General features: G+C 62.6%; 15 protein-coding genes. 2 read left to right on the top strand and 13 right to left on the bottom strand.

Annotation, left to right across the window (positions count from 1 at the left end; translation table 11 throughout):
* Nucleotides 1-42 precede the first annotated feature (42 nt).
* Complete coding sequence (locus V3W27_RS03055) at nucleotides 43-957, top strand: LysR family transcriptional regulator (protein WP_047596561.1); 915 nt, start codon at nucleotides 43-45, stop codon at nucleotides 955-957.
* Nucleotides 958-1,068: 111 nt separating this feature from the next.
* Here V3W27_RS03055 and madM read toward each other — a convergent pair whose 3' ends face one another.
* From madM to mdcA, 9 genes are all read right to left on the bottom strand, one after another.
* A complete protein-coding gene (gene madM, locus V3W27_RS03050) occupies nucleotides 1,069-1,833 on the bottom strand; it encodes a malonate transporter subunit MadM (RefSeq protein WP_103485191.1) in 765 nt (254 codons plus the stop codon).
* A gap of 1 nt (nucleotide 1,834) precedes the next feature.
* Nucleotides 1,835-2,251, bottom strand: coding sequence for a malonate transporter subunit MadL (madL, locus tag V3W27_RS03045; protein ID WP_027610595.1), 417 nt, complete (start codon nucleotides 2,249-2,251; stop codon nucleotides 1,835-1,837).
* A gap of 66 nt (nucleotides 2,252-2,317) precedes the next feature.
* Nucleotides 2,318-3,238, bottom strand: coding sequence for a malonate decarboxylase subunit epsilon (gene mdcH / locus V3W27_RS03040; protein WP_330205882.1), 921 nt, complete (start codon nucleotides 3,236-3,238; stop codon nucleotides 2,318-2,320).
* A complete protein-coding gene (locus V3W27_RS03035; protein WP_330205881.1) occupies nucleotides 3,235-3,855 on the bottom strand; it encodes a malonate decarboxylase holo-ACP synthase in 621 nt (206 codons plus the stop codon). The genes mdcH and V3W27_RS03035 overlap by 4 nt, the downstream gene beginning before the upstream one ends.
* Nucleotides 3,849-4,634: a biotin-independent malonate decarboxylase subunit gamma gene (gene mdcE / locus V3W27_RS03030; RefSeq protein ID WP_123588952.1), complete on the bottom strand. Its 786-nt coding sequence runs from the start codon at nucleotides 4,632-4,634 to the stop codon at nucleotides 3,849-3,851. The genes V3W27_RS03035 and mdcE overlap by 7 nt, the downstream gene beginning before the upstream one ends.
* Nucleotides 4,631-5,482, bottom strand: a complete 852-nt coding sequence (locus V3W27_RS03025; protein WP_330205880.1) for a biotin-independent malonate decarboxylase subunit beta — start codon at nucleotides 5,480-5,482, stop codon at nucleotides 4,631-4,633. The genes mdcE and V3W27_RS03025 overlap by 4 nt, the downstream gene beginning before the upstream one ends.
* Nucleotides 5,475-5,774: a malonate decarboxylase subunit delta gene (locus V3W27_RS03020; RefSeq protein WP_003229075.1), complete on the bottom strand. Its 300-nt coding sequence runs from the start codon at nucleotides 5,772-5,774 to the stop codon at nucleotides 5,475-5,477. Before V3W27_RS03020 ends, V3W27_RS03025 begins: the two co-directional genes overlap by 8 nt.
* Nucleotides 5,774-6,646, bottom strand: a complete 873-nt coding sequence (locus tag V3W27_RS03015; protein ID WP_330205879.1) for a triphosphoribosyl-dephospho-CoA synthase — start codon at nucleotides 6,644-6,646, stop codon at nucleotides 5,774-5,776. The genes V3W27_RS03020 and V3W27_RS03015 overlap by 1 nt, the downstream gene beginning before the upstream one ends.
* Nucleotides 6,646-8,316 (bottom strand): malonate decarboxylase subunit alpha, encoded by a 1,671-nt coding sequence (mdcA, locus tag V3W27_RS03010; RefSeq protein WP_330205878.1) that lies wholly within the window; start codon nucleotides 8,314-8,316, stop codon nucleotides 6,646-6,648. Before mdcA ends, V3W27_RS03015 begins: the two co-directional genes overlap by 1 nt.
* Nucleotides 8,317-8,618: 302 nt before the next feature.
* On the opposite strand from mdcA, the gene V3W27_RS03005 reads away from it, so the two are divergent.
* The gene (locus V3W27_RS03005; RefSeq protein WP_330205877.1) at nucleotides 8,619-9,095 is read left to right on the top strand and encodes a peptidylprolyl isomerase; all 477 of its coding nucleotides are present in this window, start codon (nucleotides 8,619-8,621) and stop codon (nucleotides 9,093-9,095) included.
* A gap of 154 nt (nucleotides 9,096-9,249) precedes the next feature.
* On the opposite strand, the gene V3W27_RS03000 is transcribed toward V3W27_RS03005, so the two are convergent.
* The 4 genes from V3W27_RS03000 to V3W27_RS02985 form a co-directional block, all read right to left on the bottom strand.
* Nucleotides 9,250-9,615 (bottom strand): DUF6124 family protein, encoded by a 366-nt coding sequence (locus V3W27_RS03000; protein ID WP_330205876.1) that lies wholly within the window; start codon nucleotides 9,613-9,615, stop codon nucleotides 9,250-9,252.
* A 505-nt stretch (nucleotides 9,616-10,120) separates the two neighbouring features.
* Nucleotides 10,121-10,591, bottom strand: coding sequence for a chemotaxis protein CheW (locus V3W27_RS02995; RefSeq protein ID WP_330205875.1), 471 nt, complete (start codon nucleotides 10,589-10,591; stop codon nucleotides 10,121-10,123).
* Nucleotides 10,584-16,484 carry a hybrid sensor histidine kinase/response regulator gene (locus V3W27_RS02990; protein ID WP_330205874.1) on the bottom strand — a complete coding sequence of 1,967 codons (5,901 nt, stop codon included), beginning with the start codon at nucleotides 16,482-16,484 and terminating at the stop codon, nucleotides 10,584-10,586. The genes V3W27_RS02995 and V3W27_RS02990 overlap by 8 nt, the downstream gene beginning before the upstream one ends.
* Before the next feature lie 11 nt (nucleotides 16,485-16,495).
* Nucleotides 16,496-18,550 carry a methyl-accepting chemotaxis protein gene (locus V3W27_RS02985; protein ID WP_027610585.1) on the bottom strand — a complete coding sequence of 685 codons (2,055 nt, stop codon included), beginning with the start codon at nucleotides 18,548-18,550 and terminating at the stop codon, nucleotides 16,496-16,498.
* Between the last annotated feature and the right edge of the window lie 105 nt (nucleotides 18,551-18,655).

Raw genomic sequence — 18,655 nt, 5'->3', positions numbered from 1 at the left:
TCTTCAAGGCACAATCGACGCATTCTAAAAAGAGTCCGCGCCATGCTGATCGACGAAGAATTGACCCTGAAAAAACTCGAGGTGTTCCTCGCCTTCATGCGCACCGGCAATCTGGCGCGCGCCGCGGCTGAGTTGCAGACCAGCAATGTCAGCGTGCACCGGGCGATCCATTCGCTGGAAAGCGCCCTGCGCTGCCCGCTGTTCAAGCACGAAGGGCGCAACCTGACGCCACTGGAAAGCGCCTACGTGCTCGAAGAACGCGCGCAGAAGCTGATTCAGGACGTGGTCGAAAGCGTGCGCCTGACCCGCGAGGCCGCCGGATTCTCCGCTGAACGCTTCAAACTCGGCTCGCTGTATTCGCTGACGGTGAAAACCGTACCGCAACTGATCATGGGCCTGAAGATCCGCCGCAGCGAACTCAATATCGACCTGATCCTCGGCTCGAACATCGACTTGCTCTACAAGCTGAAGAACATGGAAGTCGACGCGATCCTGGTGTCGCTGGACGACACAGTCAGCGATCCGGACTGCGAGCAGATCCCGCTGTTCTCCGATGACATTTTCCTCGCCACGCCGGCAGATTCAAGATTCGCCCAGCGTCAGGAAGTCGATCTGGCGGAGGTGCGCGACGAAACCTTCATCACCCTGACCCAGGGCTTCGCCACCCATCAGGATGGCATCCGGGTGTTCAAGCAGGCTGGGTTCGAGCCGAAGGTGGCGATGCAGGTCAACGACATCTTCACCCTGCTGAGCATGGTCAGTTCGGGGGTGGGTTATGCATTGCTGCCGGGGCGGATTGCGGCGGTGTACGAGAACCGGGTGAAGCTGATTCCGTTGCAGGAGAAGTATCGGTTGCAGCAGCACATTGGCGTGGTGTTTCTCAAGGCCAAGGAGCGCGATCCGAATCTGCTGGCGTTGCTGGCGGAGTGTCGGATGTATGCCAATCGCCAGGCCTGACACCGCGTCGCCGCAATCGCGAGCAGGCTCACTCCTACAGGGGAACGCATTCCAATGTAGGAGTGAGCCTGCTCGCGATGACGTCAGCACGGGCATCGCAGAACCCGAGAATCAGCCCACAATCCCGCGAACAATGAAGAACAACAGCGATGGCCCCAGCAAGCACCCGAGCCCGGTGTGGAACGTCGCCGTCAACGCCCCATAAGGCACCAACCGCCGATCCGTCGCCGCCAGCCCCGCCGTCACCCCGCTCACGGTCCCGGCCAGACCACCAAACACCATCGCCGAACGCGGGTTATCCAGGCCCATCCAGCGCGCCGCGACCGGGGTGCCGACCATCACCAGAATCGCCTTGATCAACCCGGTGGCAATCGACAGCGCCATCACATCGGAGGTCGCGCCAATCGCCGCGCCGGTCACCGGGCCGACGATGTAAGTTACCGCTCCCGCGCCGATGGTGGTCATGCTCACCGCATCGCGATAGCCGAAGGCCCAAGCCATACACGCGCCGACAATGAACGGCAGGATCGTACCGAGCAGCAGCGCGATCACGCCAATCAACCCGGCCTTCTTCGCTTCGGTCGCCTGCACTTCGAACGCCGTGGCGACGATCGCGAAATCCCGCAGCATCGCCCCACCCATCAGACCGATGCCGGAGAACAGCGTCAGATCCGCCAGGCCTTTCTGGCCACCAGTCAGGGTGCCGCCGACCCAGGCCAGTACCAGACCGATGACGATGGCAATCGCCGAGCCGTGAATGCGCCCGAAGGTCAGGCGTTTCGAGAGAATCACCGAGACCCACATGATCACGCCGACGAAAGCGAACGCGGTGATCAGGCCATTGTGTTCCAGACCGTTTTCAATGAGTGCCCACATCTCAGCGACCTCCTACCGGGGTGCCGACCGGGGTGACTTCCACCGGTTCGTCAGGCAATGGCTCACCCTTATGAGTGCGGCTGATCAGGGCAATCGTGCAGCCACAGACCAGCACCGAACCGATGGCCGCCAGCACCGCCACCGGGCCACCGTGCAGGGCGGTGACGACGTTCTGTTGCGCGGCCATCGCCACCACCACCGGAATGTACATTGCGCCCCAGAAGCCGACGCCCATCTCGCAATCCTTGGTCATGCCGCCGCGTTTCTGCATCCACAACCGCGCGCAGATCAACAGGATCATGGCGATGCCGACCCCGCCGACGTTGGATTTGACGCCCAGCAACACGCCGAGCATGTCGCCCATGATCACCCCTGCCAGCGTACAGATCGCCAACAGCGCCACACCGTAAATAATCATTGTTGTAGTCCTCAAAGTGCATCGTCGAATGTTGTTTTTGTTGTTCGAAGCCTGAGTCGCGGCGGTTTAGGGTCGGCGGCCACCCTCCTCTCGCAACAGCGCCTGCAAGGTGTTCAGACGCGCACTGTCGAAGGCAGTGACCGTGCCCGATTCGAACACCCGGCGCGCCAGCCCGGTCAGCACCGCACCGGGCGGCAGTTCGATCTGTAAACGTACGCCGCGCTCGTAAGCGCTTTGCACGGTGCCGCGCCAGTCCACCACGCGACACATGTTGAAAGCGAGGTCATCACGCAAGGCTTCAGGCTTGATCAGCGGACGCGCGCGACTGCCACTCAGATAAGCGATTTTCGGGATTTGCAGTTCCACTTTGGCGAAGGCCTCGGCGAGGATTCGCGCAGGCTGATCCAGCAACGGGCAGTGCGACGGCACGCTCACCGCCAGGCGTTTCGCCAGACCGGCGCCACGACTGCGCGCCAGTTCCGCCACCGCTTGCATGGCCTTGTCGCTGCCGGCAATCACCACCTGGTTATCGGCATTGATGTTGGCCAGGTACACCGGCGACTCCGCGCTGTGCACCTGCGCCAGCAGCGTTTCGACGGTGGATAATTGCAGACCGATGATCGCGGTCATGCCATAGCCCTGTGGATAAGCCTGCTGCATCAACTCGCCACGCAGGCTGACCAGATTTAACGCATCACTGAAGCTCAGCGCCCCGGCGACCACCGCTGCCGGGTACGCACCGATGGACAGACCGGCGACGTAATCCGCCGTGAGTCCGTCCTGCAGCAACTGCCGCGAAGCAGCGACCCCGGCGATCAACAGGCAAAGCTGAACCGCCCGGGTGCTGCGCAACGCTTCCACAGAATCGAGCAATGCGACATCTTCACCGAGTACGTCGCTGGCCTCGATCAAGGTTGCCCGGGGCAAACGCTGAAGCATGCCCAGTTGCTGCGCGCCCTGGCCGGGGAACACCAACAGGCTGCTCACGCTGCCTGCTCCTGCGGGTTCCACGGGTCAGTGACCAGACAGGCTTGATGGGCGTTTTTCAGCAGCACCCGTGCAGACCCGCCGGCCCATTCGCGCAACGCGACTGCACCGAACGGCGTCTGCAATTGCATGTCGACCCGGCACACGGCTTGATCAAAGAACTCGACCAGTTTGCGTGCCTGATTGCGAGTAATCAGCTGCGGGGTACGCAGAATCAGATCGAGATCGCTGGCCGCGTGCATCGCTCTAAAATCACTGGCCAATTCAAACCCGACACTGCCGCTGATACCCCAGACCCAACCGCAGTCATCGAGCATTGGCCGCAGTTGTTTGAGTGCCTGCATCACCGGTAAATCACGCTCGCAATCGACATGACACAGCGCCTCCGGACTGACCCGACGCACAACCGCCTCAAGCACCATGAACGCCGCCAGCCGCTGCTCACGCACCGCACCGCGCACGCCCACCGCGACCAAATCTTCAGCGCTCACCGCCCGCCGCACCACCACCGGTTGCCCGGCAGCCAGCGACTCGATCGCCCACTGCGGCGCATCCGCCGGCAACTGCGCCGGGGTCATGCCCCACAGCAGATCGTGGGCCAGTGGCAGGTTCACCACTGCGCCCTCAGCAGTTCACGCACACGGCTGGATGCTTCACGATTTTTCGCGCCGAGACGCTTGCGCAAGTCAGTGCCGGAGATATCGTCGATGGCCTGTTTCAGGCACTCGGTCACCCGCGCCAGATCCTCCGCCGTCGGCTGCTCGATCTGCTGCACCGAGAGGGTTTCCCAGAGCAATCCGAGGCTGGCGTAGCTGTCGATGTCATAGGCCATCGGCGGCACGCTGGCGGCCAGTGCTTCCAGTTCCTCGACACTGCGCAGCGTCACTCGCGCCGCCGAGGCCTTGCCCATCGCATGCACCATCACCCCGGGATCGCGCAGGGCAATCAAACGGTTGGCCTGATAACCGTGGGCGAGAAACGCACCGGACATCGCCTTGCCCACCAGCAGCGCAATCACCGGATGCCCGGCCAGACGGGCGCGGGCATAACTGTCCGCCGCACCGGCCAGGGCCTGATGAATGCCGAGGGCTTCTTCGCGACGACCGTAAGCCTGGCTCGGGACGTCGACGATGGCGATGATCGGGCGCTTCTGCGCTTTGTCGCGATCCGCCGTGATCGCGTCATCCACCGCCTTGGCCAAGCCCCAGCCTTCGAGCAATCCGACTTCGCCATTGCGAGCCCGTGGGAAACGGTTGTCGGGGTCAGCGACCACCGCAATAAACCGCCCAAGTTCGCTGTCGGCGACCTTCAACGATGGCGGCAAACCTTCTATGGCTTTCGCCCCACCGGTCAGGGCGTTGAACCAGTTCAAACCGCGCACGGAATAACCACTCATGAGCGCTCTCCTTGATACAGATCGCGAACCACCGCAGGCTCGATTTGCTTATCGGTGTCCAGGCTCGCCAGACGTTGCAGAAACCAATCGGCGCGCTGACTGCGCGGCCGCGTTGGCAAACCCTGTTGCAGCAACGCACCGACCTGCTGACGAATCTGCGCCACATCATCGGCGACATAACGATCCACCAGACCACTGGCGAACCGCTGCTCGCCACCGGTCAGGCTCCAGATGAAGGGCCGGTCGCGGGAGTCGTATTCCTCGATCCCGGCTTCCTGCTCGATCACCTGCGGGCCGTTGAGGCCGAGGCGCGCTTCCTGGGTCACCAGCAAATAACTGCACAGCGCAGCGGCAATCGACATGCCGCCGAAACAACCAACACTGCCCGCGACCACACCGACCACTGGTTGGTACTGCTGCAAATCGACAATCGCCGCATGAATATCGGCAATCGCCGCCAGCCCGAGGTTGGCTTCCTGCAAACGCACGCCACCGGTTTCCAGCAGCAGAATGGCGCGAGTCGGAATGCCTTTGCGGTTGTCTTCGGCGGCCAGTTCCAGCGCGCCGGCAATCTTCGCCCCGCCGACTTCGCCAAGGCTACCGCCCTGGAACGCGCCTTCGATGGCGGCGATCACCACCGGCAGGCCGTCGAGGCTGCCTTTGGCAATCACCACGCCGTCATCGGCTTGCGGCACCACGCCCTGACGCTCCAGCCATGGCGACATGACCCGTTGAAACGGGTCGAGCAATTCGCGGAAGGTCCCGGCATCGAGCAAGGCTTTCGCCCGTTGCCGAGCCCCGAGTTCGACGAAGCTGTGCTTGTGCAACAGCGCTGCGCTGTCAGTCATGGCCGATCTCCTCGAAACCTTGTTCCAGGCGCAAACGCACCACCCCCGGCGTGGCGCCGAAATCGTGGATATCGATGGCCATCGCCGGTGGCGTGGTGCCGTCGAACATCCGCGCAAACAGATGCTGCCAGCGCTGTTGCGCGCCGTTGACCGAGGTCTGCACATTGATCGTCAGCTTGCCAGCCAGACCCGGTTCGATCAGCACTTCCAGATCGCCCGAGCCGACACAACCGACCAGCGCGCGCCCGCGTGGCGGCTGCCCGGCGGGGAATTCAAAGGATAAGGTTTCCATCAAAACGCTCCCTGAAGGATGCCGTCGCGCTCGATTCGATCGAGCAGCAGCGTGGCGGCGAGCAAGTCGGCGGCGCCACCGGGCGAGGCATTCAATGCAATGAGTTGTTGATCCAGTTCGTGCAGGCGCCGACGCCCGCTGAGGCTGGCGCTGCCGCCAGCATCGAGCACCGCTTGCGCGCCGTGTTGCATGGCGTGCAGGCCCTGTTCACCGGCGCGGTAGAGCACGCAGGTGTCGGCCAGATCGGTCATGATCGCCAGCAGTGCATCGAGCCGGGCGTTCTGTTCGCCGTGGCCGCTGGCGCGGCTGCGTTTGAGTTGCGGCAGGCCGCGTTGCAGCACAGACGGAAAGCCGAGTTGCGCTTCCTCACGGGCACCGCGTGCGCCGTAACGCAGGGCGACTTGTGCGCCGTGGCTCAGCGGTTTTGGTGCGTAGCGGTCATCGAGTAATGCCAGACGTGCGGCGCGCAAGGTGACGGCGTTGGCGCTGCAGGATTTCGGTTCGAGTGCAGCGGCGGTCACCAGTAACCCCAGTGCCCAAATGGCCCCGCGATGGGTATTCACACCGTTGGTGGTCGCGAGCATGGCTTGCTCGCCTTCGCGACCGATGCGGCCAATCGTTTCGCGCAACGTGGAATCGACTTCGCCGATTTCAACCGCCGCTTCGGCCATTTCCTTGAACGCCGGCCACAACGACAACGCCGAAGCGTGCATCAGGCCCAAGTGCAGATCGGTGTGCGCGCCATTGCCACGCCGGTCCACCAGCGCCGGTTTCGGCGACAGATCGGCTTCGTCGATCAGCGCATCCACCGCCAGATCGGCCAGGCGTTCGCTGAGGCTCAGGGGTTTCGCTTGCAGGTTGAGTGCGTGCATTACCAGCTCCTGAACTTGGCGGGCGGGTTGTACAGGCCGCCGGACCACTCGACCAGATCGGCCACGCTTTTCGCCGCCAGCAGTTCGCGGGTGGCGTCGGTGCGGCGGATGCCGAGGTCTTCGGGCAAGGCGATCAGGCCTTCGCGGCGCATGCGTTCGGTGTCTTTCGGGTGGTGGCGCAGGCCGATGGCGGTGACGCCGGCCACCGCGGCGATCATCGCCTGACGCTCTTCCAGCGAGCGCGCCTTGTACAGGTAGGCGATGCCTTCCTCGGTGAGCAGGTGGGTGACGTCGTCGCCGTAAATCATGATCGGCGCCAGCGGCATGCCGCTTTTCTTCGCCACCTCCACCGCGTCGAGGGTTTCGACGAAGGTCGGTTTGCCGCCCTCCTGGAAGGTCTCGACCATTTGCACCACGAGTTTCTTGCCGCGTTCGAGCATCGGTTGCTGTGAATCGTCGTGGCGCATGTCGAGCCACGCCGGGGTGCCGTGACGCCGACCGCGCGGGTCGTGGCCCATGTTCGGCGCACCGCCGAAACCGGCGAGGCGACCACGGGTGACGGTCGAGGAATGCCCGTCGCCATCGACCTGCAACGTCGCGCCGATAAACAGATCCACCGCGTATTGCCCGGCGAGTTGGCAGAACATCCGGTTGGAGCGCAGCGAGCCGTCGCGCCCGGTGAAGAACACGTCCGGGCGTGCGGCGATGTAGTTCTCCATGCCCAGTTCAGTGCCGAAGCAATGCACGCTTTCGACCCAGCCGCTTTCGATCGCCGGGATCAGCGTCGGGTGCGGGTTGAGCGTCCAGTTGCGGCAGATCTTGCCCTTGAGGCCGAGGGATTCGCCGTAGGTCGGCAGGATCAATTCGATCGCGGCGGTGTTGAAACCGATGCCGTGGTTGAGCGACTGCACGTTGTGTTTTTCGTAGATCCCGCGAATCGCCATCATCGCCATCAACACGTGCACCGGTTTGATGTGCCGTGGGTCGCGGGTGAACAGCGGTTCGATGTAGAACGGCTTGTCGGCCACCACGACGAAATCGACCCACGAGGCAGGGATGTCCACGCGTGGCAGTTCGCTGACATCGTCGACCAATTGGTTGACCTGGACGATGACGATGCCATCGCTGAACGCCGCCGGTTCGATCAGTGCCGGGGTGTCTTCGGTGCTGGGGCCGGTGTAGATGTTGCCGGCACGGTCGGCCATGAACCCGGCCGAGAGCACGACGTTGGGGATCAAGTCCACCACCAGCCGCGCGTAGAGTTCGATGTAAGTGTGAATCGCGCCGATTTCCAGCAGGCCGTCTTCGAGCAACTGGCTGATGCGCAGGCTTTGGGTGCCGGCGAAGGAAAAATCGAGCTTGCGGGCGATGCCGCGCTCGAACAGATCCAGATGCTCGGAGCGACCGACGCTGGGCATGATCATGTGCAGATCATGCAGCTTTTCCGGATCGGCTTTGGCCAGCGAACGGGAAAGGAAATCCGCCTGCTTCTGGTTGTTGCCCTCCAGCACCACCCGGTCGCCGGGATGGATTAGCGCTTCGAGCGCGGCGACGATCTTGTCGCTGGGCAACACCACACCGTCGGCCAGCCCGCGCACCTTGTCGAGACGCCGCTGCTTCTCGTCACGCCGCCGCGTCCAGCGCGAGTCGGGGGAAATTGTTGTTGTCATGCTCACTCCACGGGGTTCGCTGTCGTGGAGCTACGTTAGGCGTGTGAGCGGGGCGCATCAATCAAGCGCGGTGGTGGATCGTTACGGTCAGCGTAATGGTTGCGCAAAGGGGGCACTCACACACTGCGAAATTCAAACTATCAGCACTAAGCGATGCAGCTTCAATTCCGAAACGCATTAACGACTGTCAGTTCTTACAGGTTCAGCCTCAGATGATTACTGCTAAAAAGGACTCTCGCCTCTGTCAGGTTCTCATTCAAAAATTACGCGTCATAAATTCGAATGACGAAAGGGAGATTGAAATGGCCGACATCAAGGAACCCGAAAACACAATTGTCATGGAGACAACTAAAGGCACAGTCTTTATTGAGCTGTTCCCCGATATTGCGCCCAAGCATGTTGACCGCATCAAGAAACTGACGCGGGAACGTTTTTATGATGGCTGCACTTTCCATCGAGTCATTGAAGGTTTCATGGCACAGACTGGAGACCGCAGCGGCACCGGCCGCGAGGGGAGCAGCCACGGTTCTCTCAAGTCCGAATTTTCAAACAATCAGCACCTTCGGGGCACTTGCTCGATGGCTAGGGGAAACAACCTGGACTCGGCCGATTCCCAGTTTTTCATTTGTTTTGGGGACTGCCCTTTTCTGAACGGGCAGTACACAGTTTGGGGCCAGGTCATCGAAGGAATGGAAAGTATCGACAGGCTCAAGCGCGGCGAACCTGCGAGAGATCCCGACAAGATCATTTCGATGAAAGTAGTGGCAGATGTGAATTAACCGCCATCAATACTTACCCGGATATCGCGATAAAGGCTGAGAAGTTCTGTTTAGAGCTGTATACGGAAGCAACGCAACAAAGCCCACTGTCAGGCCATTTCTGTGACAGCGGGCTTTTCCGTTCATGGCTCAATCACATGGGTCAGCTTTTTCGCTACTCCGTCGGCATCAGCTTATCCAACACCCGATTCACCGCCATCTCCGCCACCATCACCACCTGAGCAATGCCCTGCAGCGTCTTGCGGTGCGTGCCTTGCACCAGCGCCGCATGGTTGTTGAGCATGACCGTAGCGGAGCCGAGGGATTCGCTGGCGTCGGCCAGCAAGGATTCGCTGTCGGCGTCGGGGTTGGCCATATACAGCGTGTTGGGGGTGTAGGGCGTGGCCATGAGGTCGGGCTTTGGCGGGCCGAGGTAATGGTCGAGGGCGCGTTCGGCGGCTTCGTGGAATTTCTTTGATTCGGGGGCTTCGTAGGGGGATGCCGCATCTGTTGGCGGCGGACTTGGTGTTGGTTTAATCATTCTCAGGTTCCGAAATAAAGCTGGAACCGCTTCTCTGCTAAAAGAAGGGGTGGCAGCTGAACGCAGGTTAGCAGACCGGGGAACCTAAGGAAGCCGGCGCGCCGAAGCGCCCTGCGCACAGCCGCCATCGAATGCAGGCACTGAGCCTGACGATGATGTATGTGCACCCTTAGATTAACCACGAGCTGCTAAACCCGATCACTGGGAATCAGTGACGCAATCAAGTTACGCAGCCTGCCGAGGGCGCACAAGCCGGCGGATTCTGGTGCATGCGTAGGCAGCGGCGCAAGGATTTGTAGGCCGGTGAGGCGTAACACTGAGTGTTTTTAAACAACCATGCTGAATAGTGTTTATTGCACTGAAGGGATTGAGATTTGTCTCTCAGATTTTGGGTGATGCCGCAGGCGCTATCGCGAGCAGGCTCACTCCTACAGGAGGAACGCATTCCAATTGTAGGAGTGAGCCTGCTCGCGAAGAGGCCAGTCAGGCCACCGAAGATTCCGGATCAGTGAGCCAACCCAGCCTCCACCAACAACTGCTCCAACCCCAACAAATCCGGGACTTTCGCCACCTGCTCCCCGACCTGCACCGCTGCCTGTTCCAGCGCACACAACGGCACATCGACATAACTCAACTGACTGTCGAGCTTGTACGAACGCGGTATCCCCTGCACCAGCAGCGCAATGAACTTCAGCTGTGGCAAGCCGCCGAGGGCGTTGAGGATGACGATCCGCGCGCGTTCGCCGATGACGATTTTCTGCCCGCAGGCTGACTCGAAACTCAGCAGCGGAATCTGCCGCTCACGCCAGCTCACCCGCCCCAGGTACCACGGCGGTGTGTCGAGGTCGAAGGCGCTGGCCTGGTAGTCGATCAGTTCGGCGACGGCGACGTTGGGCAGGATCAGGTTGCGATCGGCCAACGGCAGCAGCAGGCCGGTGAGTTGGCTGGTGCGCGCGTTGTGGCGGCGCTCATGCATGTTTCTTGCTCCAGTGGGCAATGCTTTCGAGCAGCACCGATTCCTGATACGGCTTGCCGAGGTAGTCGTTGACGCCGATGGCCATCGCGCGGTCGCGGTGCTTCTGCCCTGTGCGCGAGGTGATCATGATGATCGGCAGGTGTTGCAGGCGTTCATCGTGGCGCACTTGGGTGGCGACTTCGAAGCCGTCCATGCGCGGCATTTCGATGTCGAGCAGCATCAGGTCGGGCATGTGCTCTTCGAGCAGCAACATCGCGTCGACACCGTCCTTGGCGGTCAGTACGTTCATGCCGTGGCGTTCGAGCAAACGGCTGGTGACCTTGCGCACGGTCACCGAGTCGTCGACCACCATAACCAGCAGTGGCTTCTGCGGTTCGCTGTCGATTTCCGCCTGCGCCGGGCGCTGCGCAACCCGCGCCTGCATCGCGCGGATCGGTGCGAGCAGATCCAGAATCAGCACCACCCGGCCATCGCCGAGAATCGTCGCCCCGGACACGCCCTGCACCGCCGCGAACTGCGGGCCGAGGCTCTTGACCACGATCTCGCGAGTGCCGGCCATCGCATCGACCTGCACCGCGATGTGCCGGTCATTGCACTGCACCAGCAGCACCGGCAACGGCAGACTCTGGCCGAGCAGTTTCGGCCGTGGCGCGGTTTTCAGCAGCTCGCCCAGATAGCACAGTTCGTAGCGCTGACCGGCGTAGTGGTAGCTCGGCGGATCGTTGCGGTAGTGCGCTTCCAGATCATTCGGCAACACGCGGACGATGCCTTCGATGGTGTTCAGCGGAATCGCGTATTGATCCTCGCCGCATTGCACCATCAGCGCGCGGTTGACCGACACGGTGAACGGCAGACGAATGCGGAAATGCACGCCCTGCCCCGGCACCGAGTCGATGCTCATGGTGCCGCCGAGCTGACGGACTTCTTCGTGAACCACGTCCATGCCGACGCCGCGTCCGGAAATCTGGGTGATCTTTTCCGCCGTGGAGAACCCCGGCTGCAGGATGAATTGCAGCACGTCGCGGTCGCTGATCTCGGCGTCCGGTGCCAGCAGGCCGCGCTTGATTGCCTTGCGCCGCACCGCGTCCAGCGGCACCCCGGCGCCATCGTCGCGAATATCGAAAACGATGTCGCCGCCCTCGCGGGTCAGATCCAGCGTAATCGTGCCCTGCGCCGGTTTGCCCGCCGCCAGCCGCACTTCGGCCGACTCCAGACCATGGTCGACGGCGTTGCGCAGCATGTGCTCCAACGGCGCGGCCATGCGCTCCAGCACGTTGCGATCCATCTCGCCTTCGGCGTTGCCGATGATGAACGCGACGTCTTTGTTCAGCTCTTCGGCGACCTGCCGCACGATACGTTTCAGGCGCGGCAGCATGCGTTCGAACGGCACCATGCGCGTACGCATCAGGCCTTCCTGCAATTCGGTATTGATCCGCCCCTGTTGCTGCAACAGGTTCTCGGCGTCGTGATTGCGGCGCTCGAGGGTTTCCTTGAGATCGAGCAGGTCGGAGGCAGACTCGAACAGCGCCCGCGACAGTTGCTGCAACTGCGAATGGCGGTCCATTTCCAGCGGGTCGAACTCTTCGTAACCGAGGCGTTCGGCATCGACTTGCTGACGGCTGAGAATTCGCCCCTGGGTTTCAGTATCGAGTCGGCGCAACTGATCGCGCATGCGTTCGATGGTGGTTTCCATCTCGTTCAGCGCGGTTTGCGCATCGCTGACTTGCTGCTCGATACGCCCACGGAAAATCGAGGTTTCCCCGGCCAGATTGACCAAGTCATCGAGCAGTTCGGCGGAGACCTTGACCATGTCTGCGCCGGCATCGGCGGCGGGTACCGCAGGCTCGGTTTTGGCCGGAATCGGCAACGGCGGCGGAGTGTCAGGAGTCGCCGGGTGGCTGAAATTCCGGATCGCGTTGATCAGCCGATCCGCCGGCGGGCAAGGCTGCCCGGCGCGCACGCCGTCGAGCATCTGCGCCAACCGGTCATGCCCGCGCTGCACCAGCGCGAACAGTTCGGCGGACGGTTGCAGCACGCCGGTGGCGAGGCTTTCGTAAAGGTATTCGAGCTCATGGGCGAGGTCGCCGATCGGGCCGATCTCGACCATCCGCGCGCCGCCCTTGAGGGTGTGCAGATCGCGCAGCAGGGTTTCCACTTCCTGCCGATTGCCCGGCTCGGCCTGCCAGCGCAACAACGCCGCGCCGGAGCTTTCGATGATGTCGAAACCTTCTTCGAGGAAGATTTCCAGCAGTTCCGGATCATGCGCCGTGCTGTCGGGTACAGCCGTCGGCTGCGCCGTTTCGGCACTGCCGGACTGGCCCTGACGGAACTGGCGGATCGCTTCGATCAGGTCTTGCGCCGGGGTCAGCGGCTGATGGTTGTGCAACTGCTCAAGCAACTGAGCCAAGCGGTCGTGGCTCTTGTGCAGCAAGCGTCCGAGCAGCTCGCTGTAGCTGTGGCGACGATCCACCAGCCCTTCGTAGAGACTTTCCAGCTCATGGGCCAGATCGCCGATGGCATCGACCTCGGCCATCCGCGCGCCGCCCTTGAGCGTGTGCAAATCGCGCTGCAAAGAGGACAGCGGTGCAGCGTTGTCCGGGTCGCTCAACCAGCGCTGCAGGGCTTGCCCGGCACTGTCGAGAATGTCCACCGCTTCTTCGAGAAAGATCTCGACGATCTCGTCATCCGGCGCGCTTTCGGCGTTGGCGCGGGACAGTTCGGCGGTGGCGGCGCCCAGCTCATGGATGCTCAAGGTGCGGCTGCCGTCGCTGCGAATCAGCCCCATCGCCGTCGGATCGAGGCTTTCATCGAGCAGTTCGTGCAGGGCGCGAATGCGCTGCGGCTGTGGGGTGATTTCCTGACCGGCGGCCAGTTCGTCGAGCATGTTGATCAGCGCTTCGTGAGCGTTCTGCGCTTCGTGGAAGAACCTGTCGCTGACCGCCAGGCTGCTTTCTTCGACGGCGCCATAGAGGTCGAGCAAGGCTTCGCAGAGCACATCCACCGGCAGCAGATCGGCAAGGTGTGCGCCTTCGCCGAGGGTAGTCAGTTCATCGAGCAGCGCGCTGAGTTCCTGACGCTCGCCGGGATGTTGCTGCCAGCGCTGCAACAGGCTTTCGGCGTCGAGCAGGATGTCCATGCCCTGGGCGAGGAAGTTGTTGATCAGTTGCGGATCGCGCTTGATCCGCAGGCCGGTGTTCGGCGCACTGAGGATCGCTTCCAGGCGTTCGGCCAGCAGCGTTTCGGTGCGTTTGATCAGCGACTGCGCACCGACAATCGGCGCCAGCGGATCGTGCTTGAGCTGGCGCAGACCGACGCGGAACAGGCCTTCGGCTTCAAGGAGCAATTCCACTTCATCAAGATCCAGCGGCAACTGATGCGCCTTGAACTCGCGCGCCAGTTTATCCAGCGGCGCGGCCAGTTCGGCAATCGGCAACACGCCGGCCATCGACGCACTGCCCTTGAGCGTGTGCAAGGCGCGCTGCAATTCGTCGCTGGCCGGCAGCGGCACATGCTCGGCAGCCTGATCGAGGAAGCGGTTGAGGCTGGCGAGGTGGGTTTCGGCCTCGTTGCGGAAGATCTCCAGCAACAGCGGGTCGAGAGCCGCCACGTCGTCGACGTCTTCGGCCGCCAGCGGCTCGACACCTTTGGCCAGCGCATGCGCACGGGCCGCCAGTTGATCGACATCAATGCGCTGACGCTGGCGCTGCATGGCGAATTCGCTGATCAGTTCCGGCAGCAGCAACAGCGTGTCAGTGAGCAACTGCTGCACCTGCGCGCCGGGTTCGACGCTGTGCTCCAACACGCGGTTGAGCAGGTTTTCCACCGCCCAGGCCAGTTCGCCAAGGATCAACGCGCGCACCATGCGCCCGCTGCCCTTCAAGGTGTGAAAGGCGCGGCGCAGCTCGGTCAGGGCGGCGCGGTCATGAGTGTCAGCCGTCCAGCGCGGCAGGTATTCGTGCAGAACCTCAAGCACCTCGTCGGTCTCTTCGAGGAACACTTCGCGCAGTTCATCGTCCACCGGTGCTTCATCGAGCGGCGGTGGCATCAGGCTGCCGGGGGTGATCAAGGCCGGCGGGTTGACTGCCGATACCGGACTGGCCAGCACCTCCGCCAGCGACTGCACGGTCTGCGGATCGTCCAGCGCCTGCAGATCCTGCATCACCAGCGCTTCGCTGGGGCTGAGCACGTCGTCGAGCAGCGGCACGTGCTGTTCGTGTGGAAAGAAACCGAGGCTGGCGAGGCTCTTCTGTGCGACATCCAGCAGTTGCTCATTCGGCGCCTGCGGGTCGTCGCTCAGGCGTTCGAGGTAATACTCGAGGCTGGTGATGACGTCGGCCAGATTATCCAGTTGCTGCCAGCCCGGCTGATGCGGATCGAGCAGCAGGTGTTCGCGGATGAAGCTGTTGCAGGCCTCGACCAGACTCGCCGCCCGGCTCAGCGGAATCATCGCCAGCGCGCCGCGCACCTGGGTCAGCAACTCCGGCAACGGTTGCAGTTGCTGGCGATCCCAGTCGGCGTCGATGTAATCGACGATCATGTCCTTGGCCTGTTGCAGGCAGATGCGTGCTTCCTTGATCACGATCTGATGGATCTGCGTCAGGTCGGTGGTCGGCAGGCGCGCGTCTTCGGGGCTTTCCGGCTCGACGGTGCCGACCATTCCGGCGAGGTTGGCTTCGACGTAAAGCAGCGCGCCGGCAACGTCCATCAGGGTCGCGTCATTCGGTTCGCGCTGGCCCTGAGCGAGGCTGAGCACCACCGCCAGTTGATCGATGATGACTTTGCGCGGCTGGCCGAAACCGAGCACCGCGAGGGTGTCGGCGATCTGCCGCAGCGGCGCCAGCAGGCTCTCCAGATCGGAGGTGTGCTGACGGTCGCTGCGCACGAACAGGTCGAGGCGTTCCTTGACCCGCACCAGTTCTTCGCACAGCGCCGCCAGCACCGAGCGCATCGCATCGCGGTCGGGGCCGGCCAGACGCGCACGTTCTTCGTCGACCATCGCGCTGTCGGGCAACGCGTCGTCCAGGGAGTAGCGATCTTTCATGGTCAGCATCTGCCCGGTGGGATGTTCGGCTTTGGCAATATAGAACAGCAGGCTTTTCAGCAACTCCGGCGGGGGCGGCTGATTGAGGCCGCGCGGGCCTTGTTCGAGCAGGCGCTTGAGTTCCTTGTCGGCGTCCTTGAACAGGCTGCGCAACGCCGGACTGTTGGCAATGGCGCCTTCGCGCATGCCTTCGACCAGCGCGGATGCGACCTGCCACAGCGGGCTCAACGGCGCATTGGCGCTGAGCGCTTCCAGGCGCTGGAAGACTTTCGCCAGGTATTCGAGGTGGGTCTGGTCATCCTGCTCGCGCAGCAACCCGACCAGCGCCATTTGCAGCATCTGGCGCAACTTGCGCAGCACGTTGGGCCACTCGGCCGGCTCCAGCGCGGCCAGCGCTTCTGCGCTCAACGGCGGCAAGTCCGGCAGTGGCGGGCTGAACAGGCTGGTTTCCGAGAGCAGGCTGTCGCCGCGCGCACTGCGCAGGTCGTTGATCAGCGGCAGCACCACCAGCGGCAAGTCGCGGCGGGCGCTCTGCACCCGATCAAGGTAGATCGGCAATTGCCCAAGGGCTTGCAGCAGCAGGTGCAGGGCTTCGTCGCGATGGGCGACGCGCCCCTGCTGCAAGGCTTCGACCAGATGCTCCATCTCTTCGGCCAGCAACGCGGCGCCGTAGAACTCGACCATCTGCAAACTGCCGTGCACCTGATGAATATAGGCCAGGCACTCATCCAGCCCCGGCGTGGCCTGCGGGTCATCGAGCACGGTTTCAATCGCCTGATGCGCCTGTTTCAGCGTTTCGGCAATTTCACCCTTGACCCATTCGAGGGCCACGTAGTCGTGCCGGTCACCCATAACCACTCCACTCACGCCTTATCCGTCGCGGACGCCGACGGCAAAGTGAAACCGGATACCGAACGGCGCAGCTGACTGGCCATTTTCGCCAGATTGCCGATGCTCTCGGCGGTGGCGGTGGAGCCGGACGAGGTCTGCGTGGTGATCTGCTGAATCACGTTCATCGTCAGCGAGATTTGCCCGGCCGACGAGGTCTGCTGCTGCGCCGCGTTGGAGATGCTTTGAATCAACGCGGCGAGGGTTTTCGAAACGCCTTCGATTTCTTCCAGTGCCACTCCGGCATCCTGCGCCAGTCGGGCGCCGCGCACCACTTCGGTGGTGGTCTGCTCCATGGAAATCACCGCTTCGTTGGTGTCGGTCTGAATCGCCCGCACCAGGGTTTCGATCTGCCGGGTGGCGGCGGACGAACGTTCGGCCAACCGCTGCACTTCGTCGGCGACCACGGCAAAGCCGCGCCCGGCATCCCCGGCCATCGAGGCCTGAATCGCCGCGTTGAGCGCGAGGATGTTGGTCTGGTCGGCAATGTCGTCGATCAGGCTGACGATGTCGCCAATTTCCTGCGACGACTCGCCCAGACGCTTGATGCGCTTGGCGGTGTCCTGAATCTGTTCACGAATGTTGTCCATGCCGTGGATGGTGTTGTGCACCACCTCGTTGCCCTTGTTGGCGATCTCCACCGAACGCTCGGCCACCGCCGAGGATTCAGCGGCGTTGGCCGAGACCTGATCGATGGACTGGGCCATGTCGCTGATCGCCGTCGAGGCTTCGGAAATCTGCTGCGCCTGATGTTCCGAGGCCTGGGCCAGGTGCATGGCGGTGGCCTGGGTTTCCTGCACGGCGGCGGCGACCTGACCGGCGGTGAGGTTGATGGTGGCGACCAGATCGCGCAGTTGGTCAACCGAGTAGTTGATCGAATCGGCGATGGTCCCGGTGAAGTCTTCGGTCACCGAGGCGGTCACGGTCAGGTCACCGTCGGCGAGGTCTTCGATCTCATCGAGCAGGCGCATGATCGCGTTCTGATTGCGTTCGTTCTTCTCGGCGGTCTCGCGCAACTGGCGGTTGGTTTCACGAACCATGACCATGCCGATCAGGATGATCGAAGCCAGCGCCAGCAAACCGAGGACGTAGCCGCCGATGGTGTCGGTGTTGCGCCCGCCGGCAAGGTTTTCGAAACCGCTGGCGAGGTGCGAGGCTTCGTCGAGCAGGGTCTGCGACAGGCTGAAGATATTGCTCGCCGACTCCCGGACCTTGAACAGCTCCGGCGAGGTTTCGAGGATTTCGTCCACCGAGCCGGAGACGAACTGGAACAGCTCGGAAATTTCACTCAGCCGCGCACGGGCATCACGGTCTTCGACCTGGCTGATTTTCAGGGTCGGGTTGCCCTGCAACATGCCGTTGAGCACCTGGCCGAAACGGGTGGCGTCGCGGCCAAACGCATCGGCAGCCTGCTGCGAGTTTTCGTCACCGGCCAGCACGGTGTTGACCGCGCCGAGAATGCGTTCGGCCAGCAGCGATTGGCGCTGGGCCATCGCCACCTGCGCTGCCGGGGCGCCGCGTTGCAGAAGGATCTCGACGACTTTTTCGTATTCGATCTGCAACTGCGGCACGGTTTCAGCCAGGGTCGCGGCGACCTGATGCAGCGAGAGCACGGTTTGCTCACTGGAGAGAATCGCATCGGTGTTTTTCAGCAGGCGTTCCCAATCCAGCTGCACCGCGCGCATTTCCGGGCGCACGGTGGCCGGCGCGGGTGGCAGGCCGGTGGCCGGGTCGCCCTTCTTCAGGTAACCCCAGCGCTGGGCAAAATCGTTGCGCGCATCGCTCAGCAGCTTGAACGCTGCCGACTTCCCGGCAGCCGCTTCGGTGGCGTTCTTGGCGATGCGTTGCGACAGCACGCGCAGCTCACCGGCGTGGCCGATGTACTGCTTGTCGTAGTTGGCCTGGGTGTTGAGGTAGGCGAAGTTGGCGAACAGCAGCATGATGAACACGATCAGTGCGATGAACAGCACGATGATCTGCGAGCGACTGCGCGACCCTTCCGCCGATTTGCCTGTTTTTGCCTTTGTCATCGGTCCTCGCCTATGAAACCTGCCACGGTCCACTGTGGGAGCGGGCTTGCTCGCGAATGCGGTGGGTCAGCCAGCATCTATGTTGAATGTCAGACGGTATTCGCG

It is taken from the genome of Pseudomonas sp. AM14(2022) (assembly GCF_036346455.1).
Lineage (GTDB): Bacteria > Pseudomonadota > Gammaproteobacteria > Pseudomonadales > Pseudomonadaceae > Aquipseudomonas > Aquipseudomonas putida_A.
The sequence above is the reverse complement of the archived record's forward strand: the minus strand, read 5'-3'. Positions and strand labels throughout refer to the sequence as shown.

Coding starts and splice junctions, on each gene's coding strand:
- V3W27_RS03055 (WP_047596561.1), top strand. CDS start 43: ATGCTGATCGACGAAGAATTGACCCTGAAAAAACTCGAGGTGTTCCTC.
- madM (WP_103485191.1), bottom strand. CDS start 1,833: ATGTGGGCACTCATTGAAAACGGTCTGGAACACAATGGCCTGATCACC.
- madL (WP_027610595.1), bottom strand. CDS start 2,251: ATGATTATTTACGGTGTGGCGCTGTTGGCGATCTGTACGCTGGCAGGG.
- mdcE (WP_123588952.1), bottom strand. CDS start 4,634: ATGAGTGGTTATTCCGTGCGCGGTTTGAACTGGTTCAACGCCCTGACC.
- V3W27_RS03025 (WP_330205880.1), bottom strand. CDS start 5,482: ATGACTGACAGCGCAGCGCTGTTGCACAAGCACAGCTTCGTCGAACTC.
- V3W27_RS03020 (WP_003229075.1), bottom strand. CDS start 5,774: ATGGAAACCTTATCCTTTGAATTCCCCGCCGGGCAGCCGCCACGCGGG.
- V3W27_RS03015 (WP_330205879.1), bottom strand. CDS start 6,646: ATGCACGCACTCAACCTGCAAGCGAAACCCCTGAGCCTCAGCGAACGC.
- mdcA (WP_330205878.1), bottom strand. CDS start 8,316: ATGACAACAACAATTTCCCCCGACTCGCGCTGGACGCGGCGGCGTGAC.
- V3W27_RS03005 (WP_330205877.1), top strand. CDS start 8,619: ATGGCCGACATCAAGGAACCCGAAAACACAATTGTCATGGAGACAACT.
- V3W27_RS03000 (WP_330205876.1), bottom strand. CDS start 9,615: ATGATTAAACCAACACCAAGTCCGCCGCCAACAGATGCGGCATCCCCC.
- V3W27_RS02995 (WP_330205875.1), bottom strand. CDS start 10,591: ATGCATGAGCGCCGCCACAACGCGCGCACCAGCCAACTCACCGGCCTG.
- V3W27_RS02990 (WP_330205874.1), bottom strand. CDS start 16,484: ATGGGTGACCGGCACGACTACGTGGCCCTCGAATGGGTCAAGGGTGAA.
- V3W27_RS02985 (WP_027610585.1), bottom strand. CDS start 18,550: ATGACAAAGGCAAAAACAGGCAAATCGGCGGAAGGGTCGCGCAGTCGC.